General features: G+C 43.6%; 12 protein-coding genes and 1 riboswitch. Of the genes, 11 read left to right on the top strand and 1 reads right to left on the bottom strand.

Features of this window, described 5'->3' with window-relative positions:
- Positions 1-71: 71 nt before the first annotated feature.
- The 11 genes from GPLA_RS08475 (at position 72) to GPLA_RS08425 (ending at position 10,506) form a co-directional block, all read left to right on the top strand.
- Positions 72-1,226 carry a PepSY-associated TM helix domain-containing protein gene (locus GPLA_RS08475; protein WP_040514258.1) on the top strand — a complete coding sequence of 385 codons (1,155 nt, stop codon included), beginning with the start codon at positions 72-74 and terminating at the stop codon, positions 1,224-1,226.
- 283 nt (positions 1,227-1,509) lie between these two features.
- Positions 1,510-1,974: a pyridoxamine 5'-phosphate oxidase family protein gene (locus GPLA_RS08470; protein ID WP_007104454.1), complete on the top strand. Its 465-nt coding sequence runs from the start codon at positions 1,510-1,512 to the stop codon at positions 1,972-1,974.
- A 235-nt stretch (positions 1,975-2,209) separates the two neighbouring features.
- Entirely contained in the window at positions 2,210-2,743 is a 534-nt protein-coding gene (locus GPLA_RS08465; RefSeq protein WP_007104453.1) for a response regulator, read from the top strand.
- 141 nt (positions 2,744-2,884) lie between these two features.
- On the top strand, positions 2,885-4,216 hold the full coding sequence (locus GPLA_RS08460; RefSeq protein WP_007104452.1) for an efflux RND transporter periplasmic adaptor subunit: 1,332 nt from the start codon (positions 2,885-2,887) through the stop codon (positions 4,214-4,216).
- An 89-nt stretch (positions 4,217-4,305) separates the two neighbouring features.
- Positions 4,306-5,061: an ABC transporter ATP-binding protein gene (locus tag GPLA_RS08455; RefSeq protein ID WP_007104451.1), complete on the top strand. Its 756-nt coding sequence runs from the start codon at positions 4,306-4,308 to the stop codon at positions 5,059-5,061.
- Between the two features lie 9 nt (positions 5,062-5,070).
- Positions 5,071-6,387, top strand: a complete 1,317-nt coding sequence (locus GPLA_RS08450; protein WP_007104450.1) for an ABC transporter permease — start codon at positions 5,071-5,073, stop codon at positions 6,385-6,387.
- A 10-nt stretch (positions 6,388-6,397) separates the two neighbouring features.
- Positions 6,398-7,648 carry an ABC transporter permease gene (locus tag GPLA_RS08445; RefSeq protein ID WP_007104449.1) on the top strand — a complete coding sequence of 417 codons (1,251 nt, stop codon included), beginning with the start codon at positions 6,398-6,400 and terminating at the stop codon, positions 7,646-7,648.
- A gap of 312 nt (positions 7,649-7,960) precedes the next feature.
- Positions 7,961-8,398, top strand: coding sequence for a hypothetical protein (locus GPLA_RS08440; RefSeq protein ID WP_007104448.1), 438 nt, complete (start codon positions 7,961-7,963; stop codon positions 8,396-8,398).
- Between the two features lie 21 nt (positions 8,399-8,419).
- A riboswitch (yybP-ykoY riboswitch) is annotated at positions 8,420-8,598 on the top strand.
- A 16-nt stretch (positions 8,599-8,614) separates the two neighbouring features.
- Positions 8,615-9,169, top strand: a complete 555-nt coding sequence (locus GPLA_RS08435; RefSeq protein WP_007104447.1) for a TMEM165/GDT1 family protein — start codon at positions 8,615-8,617, stop codon at positions 9,167-9,169.
- A 141-nt stretch (positions 9,170-9,310) separates the two neighbouring features.
- Entirely contained in the window at positions 9,311-9,682 is a 372-nt protein-coding gene (locus tag GPLA_RS08430) for a glutathione S-transferase N-terminal domain-containing protein (protein ID WP_007104446.1), read from the top strand.
- A 272-nt stretch (positions 9,683-9,954) separates the two neighbouring features.
- On the top strand, positions 9,955-10,506 hold the full coding sequence (locus tag GPLA_RS08425; RefSeq protein WP_007104445.1) for a hypothetical protein: 552 nt from the start codon (positions 9,955-9,957) through the stop codon (positions 10,504-10,506).
- Positions 10,507-11,264: 758 nt separating this feature from the next.
- Here GPLA_RS08425 and GPLA_RS08420 read toward each other — a convergent pair.
- Entirely contained in the window at positions 11,265-12,023 is a 759-nt protein-coding gene (locus GPLA_RS08420) for a COG4705 family protein (protein ID WP_007104443.1), read from the bottom strand.
- Positions 12,024-12,394: the final 371 nt, after the last annotated feature.

Genomic DNA, 12,394 nt, shown 5'->3' with positions numbered 1-12,394 from the left:
CCATTGTTGAAAATCGCCTTTTTAACATGGGCCGTTTGTTAACTTTTTCCACTGACCTACAGAGCAATCTATTGAAAACTTGGCTTAGACGTGTCCACCTTATTCTTGCCCTAGCGAGTGCGCTTTTCTTAGTAAATCTGAGTGTCACCGGAGCATTTTTAGTTTTTGGCAAAGATATTCAAGCCTGGGTAAATCCCCAGTATTGGTCTGTTTCTTACGGCAAAGGCAATTCTGAGCAATCTGTGCCGTTACCTGTAAGTGAAATTACAAAGCACCTGAGTCAAACCTCAGCGTCATCTATCGTATTTATCGAACACCATGAATCACCTTTTAGGGCATGGCAGATTCGCCTTGCTGATAGTAGCTATGTGAGCATCAATCAATATAGCGGTGAGGTATTGTTGCGCTATCAATATGACGAGACCTTCTATGGTTTTATGATGGCCTGGCACCGTTGGTTACTTTACACCGATGGCGACGCACGTCCTCTTGCATTGCTTCCTCCCCTCGCCTCCTTAATCTTATGCATAGAGCTACTCTTAGGGTTTTACCTTTGGGTAAGGACTAAACACCGTTTAAAACGCCTCAAAGTAAAATGGAATGCCAAGAATAAAGTCAGGTTAATGCAGTTACACAACGTACTGGGTGTATACAGCCTAATACCACTTTTCCTCATTTCATTCAGTGGGTTAGCATTTTATTTTAAAGATGCGACCCAACAGATAGTGGAGACATTGGCACTGTCCCAAATTCAAACCCCCAAACAAATAGTCATTCCACATAGCATGCTAATTGAGCAACAACAAAAAACCTCACAAGCCGCGCGCCTGCATACCTATCGATTAGATAAGGCTGTTGCGTCAGCCGAAGCCGCTTTGAGCGATGCTTGGGTGTATCGAGTCTATCTACCCCAATCAGAGCAGGATCCTGTCAAACTTCGAATGCGTATGCCTGCCGAGAGTCACGCTTATAGTTACAGCTGGTCAAACCCATACACAGGGGACGTAATCGATAGCTTCGATGCCAGTCAGACCTCATTGGCTACCCGAGTATGGAATTTTAAATATTCATTTCATATCGGAAGTTTTATCGCCTTGCCCATTAAATTTATCTGGTTATTTTTAAGCTTGCTGCCAGCGTTCTTTGTTGGCTCAGGCATATATATTTTCCTGAAACGTAGAGTAAAGCGTTCGGCTAAATTTAAGTCCCCAGCAAAAGCCACCTAATAAGCGCCAAAATACAGAAAACTAACGTGTAACAATGATACCGAGCGTGAAATATTTTCTGCTCGGCAACAACGACGCTTTTCGTTTTTCATTTACTGTTGTCTGCTCGGTTCCCCCCAGAGCGCGCCAATATTACGTTTTGGTTTAATTGCCCATGGGTAAATTTTGTTTGGCATAACCCATGCTAAAACTCTTGTTAAGTATTGAAAAATTGCTGTACTTAAATACTCGCCAGCAAAGTAGTTTGCGCTGCGCGGTTTGCAATCGACCCAAGGAGGACATTATGTCCCACGAATTACGCGAACAAATGTGGAAAGCCATGGCCCATAGCCCAATCGTTATGCTAGCTTTAAACGATTCTAAAGAGCATAGCGAACCTATGTATGCACAATTAGACAAAGACGCCAACAGTGCGTTTTGGTTCTATACAAAGCAAACGAATCGCTGCGCTCAAGGCGGAGCAGCCATGGCTCAATTTTCCAGCAAAGATCATACACTTTTTGCCTGTATTTCAGGCACATTAATAGAAGAAAGTAATTCAGATATCATAGATAAATATTGGTCAAAACACGTCGCAGCTTGGTACAAAGAGGGACGCAGCGATCCTGCGCTCAAAATGATGCGTTTTGAGTTAAAGAATGCTGAGGTATGGCATGCTGATCCCGACTTTAGCGCCATGGTTAATCTGACCTTTGGTGGTAAAGTAAAACCCGGAGAAATGGGTGAGCATGACAAGGTAGTGCTTTAATCTACCTATTTTTCTGTTAAACCTCGGCCATTAAAATAACGGGCTTTGGGCTGATGAGTACGCCCGCTAATGTGCGTTTGCATTAAGTGGATCGAGTGCTCCTACGGGCCTTCTTTTAGTCAGGACACAGCGGATCTCAATTATCGTAAAAATATTATGATCCGCTTTGCCCTATTAACCGTTTATCCTTGTGCGTTCAAACCAGAAAGCTGGTTTACGTTTCCAGGGTGTATAGATGAAAAGCAAAGCCGCCCAAACATTGACATTTTTAATGGTTGATAGCGATGAAGATGACACGATATTGATGCAAGAAGCATTTTACGAGTCAAATATGCACAGTCACTTGTATTGCGTAAAAGACGCAGTACAGCTGGCGGAATATCTGCGCGGTGACGGTATTTATCAAGCTCGCGACTCATACCCGCTTCCCAACATCATTTTGCTTGAGCTAGGTGCACCTATTATTACGGCACTGAGCACCCTTGAATGGTTAAAATCATCAGCGGAATTAAGGCGGATCCCCGTGGTTATTTTTGCTAACGGATTAGACGAGAGTTTGGTTTCTAGAGCCTATGAGCTTGGCGCGTCGTCTTATATAGTAAAACCGACTACGTTCTGTGAACTCCAACGTATTGTGCGCGGTTTTCACGATTATTGGTCGTTATGTGCTCGGCCAAACGTGAGCGAGAACTACCCTGCACGCAAAGACAGTAAAAGAACACTAACACTTGCGCCGTCTCCGGTTCCAGCTAACACAAACGCTCATTAGACATTCAGTATAATCAGGCTGGCATCATGTCGTGATGACGTGATGTCGGCTTGATTAAAAATAACTTTCAGTTAATTTAAACCTTTCTACTCTTACCCTCGACTTACTTCCTGATTAACACATATTCAATCGGGGATCGTAATGGACACGCCAAACACTGGTCAGCGGGCAACACAGAACATCACGGACACAAGCGCCCAAGACATAAAAATAGCACCTAAAAAAGGTAATAGACCTTATTGGCTAGGGGCAGTCATTATCACTTGTATATTGCTGCTATATTGGTCTATTGCACCAGCAGTCAGTAGTTGGCAATCATCAGACACCAGCGTGTCCGCCAAACGTATCCATTTAAGCACGGTTGTACGAGGCGACCTTATTCGCGATTTGTCAGTACAGGGGCGTGTTGTTGCCGCCGTTAGTCCACGCCTATATAGCCCAGCTCAAGGCACCATAAACCTGTTAGTTGATGCCGGCGATTCAGTACAAAAAGACCAAGTTATCGCCCAAGTCGATAGCCCTGAGCTTACCAATGAACTACAGCAAGAAGAATCGAGTTTACAAAAACTAAAAATGGAGCTCGACCGTCAGCGTATTCAATCAAAAAAACAAGCGCTGGAAAATCAAAAAGCGGCGGATTTAGCTCAAGTTGCCTTGATCGCTGCTCAGCGAGAGAAGCGCCGTGCTGACAAAGCATTCAGCACACAATCTATTAGTCAAATAGACTTCGAAAAAGCCCAAGACGAATTGGAAAATGCCAAGTTGGTTTTCCGTCATGCCCAGCAAGACGCTGACTTAAGCAAAGAGAGTCTCGCCTTTGAAGTGCAATCAAAGCAGTTATTAGTTAAGCGCCAAGCATTAATGGTTAGCGACTTATCCCGTAAAGTAGACAAACTAGATATACGTTCCCCCGTTAATGGCATAGTCGGTAACTTAGCCGCAGAGCAGAAAAATCAAGTGGCGAAAAACCAAGCTATTTTAAGTGTCGTTGACCTATCTGAATTTGAACTCGAAGTAGATATACCAGAAAGCTATGCCGATGACTTAGCGATAAACATGCCTGCGATCGTCGGCATCAATGGTGTAAATCACTTAGCCATACTGGTGACCATTTCACCAGAAATTGAAAATAATCAGGTCACTGGAAGAGTCCGTTTTGCCACTAAAGATGAGGCTGGTACGGCCCTATCCCAGCCTCAAGGTCTACGTCAGAATCAACGTTTAACGACCCGTATTTTAATGGAAAAACGCCCGGACGTGTTGATGCTGTCCCGGGGACAATTTTTGGAAAGTGGCGCTGGGCGTATTGCCTATGTGGTCGAGGGCAACATTGCCAGACGCACCGATATCACCACAGGCGCTCGCAGCCTTTCCAGCGTTGAGGTCGTATCTGGTTTGCGCGCAAATCAAGACGTGATCATTTCAAGCACTGAGCAATTTAATGATGCGCAAACCGTGCTTATAACACAATAAACCGAATCAGCAGGTAGCTGCGCCAACCCACGCTATACAACATGACCAAGTGGCGCTCATTAAGCAGCATTCAAAGACAGGGAAACACTATGTTAAATATGACCAACATAAAAAAGATTTACCGTACCGACTCCATCGAAACACACGCATTACGGGAGTTCAATTTACAGGTAGATGAAGGAGATTTTGTAGCCGTTACGGGTCCTTCGGGCTCAGGTAAAACCACTTTTTTGAATATAGCCGGCCTTTTGGAAACCTTTGATGAAGGTTGTTTTGAGCTTGACGGTGTGGATATAAGTAACCAAAACGATACGGCCAGAAGCCGTCTACGTAATCAAAAAATTGGCTTCATTTTTCAAAGTTTTAACCTCATACCTGACCTAAACCTATTTGATAACGTCGATGTACCTTTGCGTTATCGCGGCTTTAACCGTCAAGAACGAAAAAAGCGTATTGAACAAAGCCTAGAGATGGTAGGGCTAGCCAAGCGCATGCGGCATTTGCCAGCACAGTTGTCCGGTGGTCAACAACAACGCGTGGCGATTGCCAGAGCATTAGCAGGAGAGCCACGCTTTTTACTCGCAGATGAACCAACTGGGAACCTAGACAGTAGTATGGCGCAAAGCGTCATGTCATTACTCAAAGAAATTAACACCAATGGCACCACGATTATCATGGTAACCCATGATACTGAACTGGCGGCGCAAGCAAAACGCAATATCTATGTACGGGATGGCAAAGTCAGTGAAATAACCCATAGCGATCAATATGCTGGCGATGCATCTGAGTTACTCGAGGACGACACGGAATCTACTTTATCCCCCGTCGCAGCGCTGAGTCGTTAAGGAAACTTCATGTTTAATTATTATCTCAAACTTGCATTTAAAAGCTTTAGGCGTAATCCGATATTGACCGGTCTGATGATTGCTGCAATCGCACTAGGAATTGGCGCTAGCATGACCACCATTACGGTGAATTACCTGATGTCTGCGGATCCCATTCCCAGTAAAAGCGGCCAATTGTTTCATGTCCAAGTCGATAGCTGGGATCCTAACAATGGCTTTAATGATGAACCTAATACCCCGCCTAATCAGCTCACTTGGACTGAGGCAACAAACCTTATGGCCGCGCAACAGGCCTTTAGACAAACCGCCATGGCAAAGTCAGGAGCGATCATCGAGCCACAAAACTCAGATATAAATCCGTTTGAAGCTTCCATACGACTAACGTTTAATGATTTTTTTCCCATGTTTAACGTGCCATTTAAGTACGGTAACGGTTGGGATAAAAAAGCCGATGATGATCGACAAATGGTGGTTGTGCTTAGCAAGAATACCAACGACAAGGTGTTCGCGGGACAAAATTCAGTAGGCAATAACATAGTGATCGACGGCAAGTCATTTAGGGTTATCGGGGTGTTAGATACCTGGCAACCACTGCCTAAGTTTTATGATGTAAATAATGGGGCATTCGATGAGCCAGAAGAGTTATTTATGCCGTTTTATTTAAAACAAGAATTAGAGCTCCCGAATTGGGGCAACACCAACTGTTGGAAAACCCCGGAGGGCGAAGGTTTCGCGGCATTTTTACAATCAGAATGTATTAACTTTCAAATGTGGGTCGAACTACCGACTGAAAAAGACAAGCAAGACTACCTGACGTTTTTAAATAACTATGTTAACGACCAAAAAGCACTTGGTCGCTTTCCTCGCCCGATGAATAATCATTTATTAAATGTGATGCAATGGATGGACGACCAAGAGGTAGTCGCCGAAGATGCGCAAATTATGATGTGGCTCTCGTTTATGTTTCTACTGGTGTGCTTACTCAATACTATCGGTCTGCAGTTAGCAAAATTCAGTGCAAAATCAGCTGAAATAGGCTTGCGCAGAGCAGTCGGTGCAACCAAAGGTGATCTGTTTATCCAATATACAATTGAAACTGCTGCGGTTGGAATAGCCGGGGGCATATTGGGATTAGCGCTAGCCTTATTAGGGTTGGTGGGCATCCGTCAACTATACGGTGATGTACTTAACGATCTGGCCAATTTAGATGCCACTATGATTGGCCTCGCACTCACCTTGTCATTACTGGCCAGTATCTGCGCCGGTTTATACCCAACATGGCGCGCATGTAACATCGCCCCCGCCAGTCAGCTCAAGAGCCAATAAGGATACTGCTATGACACATTCAAAGGGTTGGTCATTTTTTGCTGAAAACTGGGAAGTAGGCCCCATTTTTAGAGCGCTACTACGTAATAAAGTGGGTGCTATGCTCATCGCTCTGCAAATCGCGTTTACTATGACCATTATTGTTAACGCGATTTATATCATAGTCGAACGCAGTCAAAAAATGCAGCGCCCCAGTGGCATTGATGAAGCTAACAGTTTTTTTATATCGAGCGTTGGTTTTAGCAATAACTTCAATGGCCTGGCAACAACCCAAGAAGACTTAAACGCGCTGCGCGCAATCAATGGCGTGGTTGACGCGATTCAAATCAATGCGGTGCCATTAAGTGGCAGTGGTTGGTCAATGGGCTTACAAACTCAGCCAGGAGCAGAGTTTGATGGCACAGGAGCAGCCGTTTATATGGTAGACGAGCACGCATTAAAAGCGTTAGATGTGGCGCTAATAGCAGGGGAAAATTTCTCTGCGACAGATATACAAGTCAGAGTATCGAGCCAAACCCATTGGCCAGACAAAGTTATAATCACCTTAGCAATGGCAAATAAGCTATTTCCCCAAGAAGCCTTAGCGGCGGTGGGTAAAACTGTCTACATCAACGATATCGAACCCATGGTTGTTTCTGGCATTATCGACAAACTGCAAGCGCCTTGGGTCGGCTGGGACAATGTTGAAAATGTCATGCTTACACCCGAAATTCGTGACTCAAAATCAAGCCGTTACTTCATTCGAACCACATCTGGTGAGCGTGATCGCATTATGACGGAGGTTGAAACTCTGCTCGCCAAAAGCAATCCTCAGCGGATCATAAAGGACATGCATACCCTTGATGAAACACGTTTGCGGGCTTATCGTGACAACAGCGCCATGATCCGCATTTTAATCACCGTTATGACAATTTTGGTCATTATTACCGGTTTAGGCATAGTGGGTCTGGCAAGTTTCAGTGTCAATCAACGTAAGAAACAGATAGGCACACGTCGAGCCCTCGGGGCAAGTCAGCAAGCAATTGTACGTTATTTCATGCTGGAAAATTTATTGATCAGTACCGCAGGTGTAATGATAGGCGCCATATTCACCGTTTCATTAAACATTGTGTTAGTGAATGCGTTTAGTCTCGCTCCTATTACTTGGTACTATATTCCATTAGGCATGATTGCCCTGTGGTTAGTCGGACAGTTAGCGGTTTACGGCCCAGCAAAAAAGGCGGCAAGCATCGCCCCCGCAATCGCCACCAGAAGCGTTTAATCAGCATACCAAGATGCGGTAGCACCATCCCAGGTGCTACTGCCCCCTACTTCAACACTGTCCCCCAACCCTATGCTTGGCAATTTTATGCATACAGTGAAAAAACAATTACTGACCAGTTAGTAAATAGTTCAATATCCTGTTAAAACGCTAATTTTCTGACAAAACTTTTTGAATACGCTATATGTACCGACAAATCTGCGCATCTATTACTTACTCCGTCTATTGGCTTGCTTTTAATGCATAAAATACGCAATGATATGCCCAATAGACTACTGTGTAATAATCGTAGTCACTACGTATAGGTATAAAATGAGTCACTCTCCCTCGTTCACAGCTACCTTAGATGGCAATATTCTTATTACCGAAATCGTTGGCACGATTGATAAAGTGATGTACCGAAAAGTCTTCGGCTGTGTTAAACAACAGGTATTTGGTCTTAACGGTGCCCCTTGGGCGAATATTATTTTTGCCGAGCAGTGGGAGCTGAGCGCATTAGATATCGATGGTATATTAATAGAAATTGAAGCATGGGTGAGGTTACACAATCGCACTCATCTTGTTTTTGTTGTCGGCGAAGAGCACGTACAAATCAAACGTTTTACCTTGAAGCAATACCTAGGCAATAACCTGAACAAAGACTCTGTGACCATTTGTGACACGAGGGAACAAGGTATGCGCTGGCTTTATGAGCAAGGTTTTGCATTAAACAGTCAAAGTAGTCCTTTCGCTTCATTTTCACTTGAATAAGCCACTTTCTTTAGGTACATTGCACCCGTCTTAGGGGAGTAGCCCGCTCATTATTGATGAGTGAGACTGTCAACATACTTGAGCCCTCATGGCTTATGGCAGTTTCGTACTAACACAATCATTCAGTTAGTATCGGCAAGACCTGAGGTAAATAGCGGCTCCATATGCGGGAGGCGGTTATTTGCCTTTGGTTTAGTATCCCGCACGAGCATATCAATGGACGCTTTTTTTACTTCTACCCTCACCGTCACGCTCGCCGAAATGGGCGATAAAACTCAACTGTTATCTTTGTTATTGGTTACTCGATTACAAAAGCCATGGCATATCATCGCCGGCATATTTGTGGCAACCGTTTTGAATCATGGTATTTCAGCATGGTTTGGCAGCTGGCTGAGTCAATTCTTGACCAGTGAGCTGGGGATCAACATTATCAACGTCAGCTTTATTGCGGTAGGTTTATGGTTATTGATCCCAGACAAAGACGATGCACCCAACACAACGCTGGATAAATACGGTGCATTTGTGGTCTCCTTGGTATTATTCTTCATTGCCGAAATAGGTGATAAAACGCAAATTGCCACGGTATTATTAGCGGCTCAATACCAGTCATTATTTTGGGTTACGCTGGGCACCACCTTGGGTATGTTATTGGCAAATGTCCCCGTGGTCTTCGCCGGTAATTACATTATGCAGCGCATCCCGTTTACGGTAACTAGAGTGCTGGCGGCGTTAGTGTTTGTGGCGATCGGTGTGTACGGATTTATCGCCTAAGCGTGCAGATCCGCCACAGACACAACCCGACCTCAAGTTAGATTGGAAACCTGTTGTTACCTATCTCGTGTTAATGTCTCACTTTTGCAGCCAATATTGATTATAATGGCCGTGTTCGTTCAATTAGTTTAAGTGGTAGAAATGAAGTTTATTATTAAGTTTATCCGTGAAGCATTAGGTCGATTGATTATTTTAGTAGACTTGATCACTCGCCCTCGTAAGCAAAAACGCAGTCCAGAGGCCCAAGCAAACGTAGAAGCTGAGATAGGCAACTATGCGCTCTACCAATTTTACGCGTGTCCATTTTGCGTCAAAACGCGCCGAGCGTTGCATCGTTTAAACTTGCCTATGCAAAAACGCAATGCAAAAGAAGGTTCCGAGCATCGTGCTGCTTTATTAAGCGGTGGTGGTGCGGTAAAAGTCCCCTGCCTGCGCATTCAAAAAGACGGTCAAGACACTTGGATGTATGAATCATCTGAAATCATTAAATACCTTGAACAAAAATTCGCTTAGCCCTGAGCAAAATGAAATAAAAAGTATTTAAAATATCATCTCAAAAAAGCTGAGGTTAACGACCTTAACCTCAGCTTATTTTATATCTGCTAATACATATTATTTTCACCTAATTCCCTGCTATAAGCCCTATCACTTATATCGTCGAAGTCGCCTGCATTCACTGTATTGCCCATTTGTGTCTATAATTTACACAAGTTTCAAACGGATTTGTCGGTTTTGCTGAAGTTGGGTCCCTGACGAATATTTATTCAGAAAAAGGAAATCCAGTTATGAGTGCTATTGTTTCTATGGCGGTTGAGCTTGCAGTTAAGGATGACTCTACCGATGACAGTATTTATATCGGCTTATATGGGTCAAGTGGCGGGCGAGAATTTAATCTTAATTCACAGCTTAATGATTATGAACGCGGTACAAAAAGAGTGTATGTTTTCAACGATCCCCCATCGTATTACCGAGTGCCGTTATTCTTTGAAACCGTTAGGCCCTTAGATGAAAGGCTAGGCGCCGGTTATCCTGGAAACAATCAAAATTGGGTGCTGGCCGATATCGAACATGTCTATATTCGAAAAGAAAAAGGAAATGGTCTTGGCATAAACCACTTAATTGTGCATTTATTTGGTGGTTCCCAGGGTCGCATTTCCGCTCATAGAACATTTGAAATGGTAAATTTAATAAGCTACGTTTCGAATGAGTCAGGCCTGCAACTTTGGCTAAAAGAAGAAATCACCCTACCGATTGCTATGCAGGTTGCATCTATACTCGAAGATCGCGAAAAGATTAATTTTGATAAAATAATAGGGGCGAAGTGCAGTACCAACTAAGAGTAAACGAGGCTACGAAATTTGTAGCCTTTTCAGCTTAAAGACTAGGCGCTGGTTAATCTGCTCTGAGCGACCATATTTTAAAGGTTAGTACAGGTAGAATGGTTTTTCTGACACTTGAAGCCCACCGATTTCAAATGCTGACATATTTTTAGGAATTGCACTAACGCTTCAGTCGCTTTTCCTTAAGGTTCAAATAGCATTAAGTCAGCATGTATGTCCTGTGTAATCCCCCTTGAAATAGATTTTGCATATTGCTCAGGGTCATTATTACCATAGATGCAAATCCCATCAGAGCGCCGTGCGCCATCACTACCAATGCAATCACTCCTAGGTGCGTAAACACGCATGATTGACAGCGCAGATTCTCTGCCATGACGGACATGCGCCGTTCTCGTATTTCTCACAGCAGCTCTAACCGTATAATAACCATTGCTAAACACCGTATGGTTATCGGAATCGACGCCTACCCCACCATTCCATCCAAAATTTTTTAAACACCAGTAGTTATTTAGCTTTATGCATCGTTTATATTTATGCTTCAACACTTTAGTTCAATCAACAGATAGGTGGTCTACAGCCTGTTGCTCCCAATTCGATACCGATTATTGCCCTGCATTATATGTTAAATGCTCGTCAGCAAAAACACAGCTAGGCAGTAACAGTAGACATCGTACGGGCATGACGGCCAACTAATAGGCTTAATCACCTGTCATCCATTAACTCAACACAATCAAATGGGAGCGGCTCGCTGGCCATTAGTGTGATTTACTGGCTGCACGCTGGGGAAGCACAGCTACCAATATGATTATAGCGACCATCAGCACTCCTGTTGCGGTATATCGACTGAATTCCAAGCCACCTTGCGCTATGGGTTTATCTAAAAAATCGCCAACGACGGCTCCAAGTGGCCGGGTAAGAATAAATGCTAACCAAAATAAGATTGTGTGAGATATTTTAGTTAAGAAAAAGGCCGCAAGTATTAATGCCAAACCGCCAGCAAAAATATAAGCAGCTCCCACATAACCTAAACCCGCAGAGTCTGCAGTCCAGTCTCCTAACGCAGTACCGAGCGTTTGTGAAAACATGATAGTGAGCCAGTAAAACATTTCTGCTTTAGGCGTTTCAATTGACGAAACGCTAATGCTGCCCAGTGTTTTGTACCAAATGAACAAGGTACTGACTAAAAGGACGGCTAGTAGTGTTGATCCTCCTAAATAACCTATGCCCAATGAGCGATCGGCAAAATCGGCAAGCGTAGTACCCACTGTGGTTGATGCTACAATGGCAACCCAATAAATACATGGATTAAATTTTTTCGAGCTAATTTGAAACATAACCGCGAGAATAAAAAAGGCCATAAAAATGACTGTTCCGATCAAGTATCCAAGATCCATAGACATGGATACCGCATCACCGCCAGTTTCACCGAGCGTGGTCGCGAGAATTTTTACCACCCAAAATCCAAGGGTTACTTGGGGTACTTTAACGAGTGCATCTTTCATTTCAGTATTCATTCAAATCTCAACCTAATAACAAACACTCTGTTTGTGGGGATTTTAAGAGCATTTTTAGCTGAAGGTCAACGTCTAAGATAATAACCTTAAACACATCAAACCTAGTTTTTCAATGCTGTCGATCCGATCTTTAATCACATAAGCTTTAGGAACGTACTTTGTATTACTCAACCCAACCGTACTGATCAAATGACCATTTTTGATTTATTTGAGTAATAAGTGATAACAACATTCCCAGTTGAGCCAAACTCATAGGATATAACACATTTTCGTCCATCTTCAGTAACACCTCTTTGGCTAAACCAATATGGGTAATGCCCGCCGATTAACAGGACGATATCAAGTCGTTTACGCGTCCTTTAAAACATGAG

Origin of the sequence: Paraglaciecola polaris LMG 21857 (assembly GCF_000315055.1) — a bacterium.
Classification (GTDB): domain Bacteria; phylum Pseudomonadota; class Gammaproteobacteria; order Enterobacterales; family Alteromonadaceae; genus Paraglaciecola; species Paraglaciecola polaris.
This window is presented reverse-complemented; position numbering and strand designations above follow the sequence as displayed.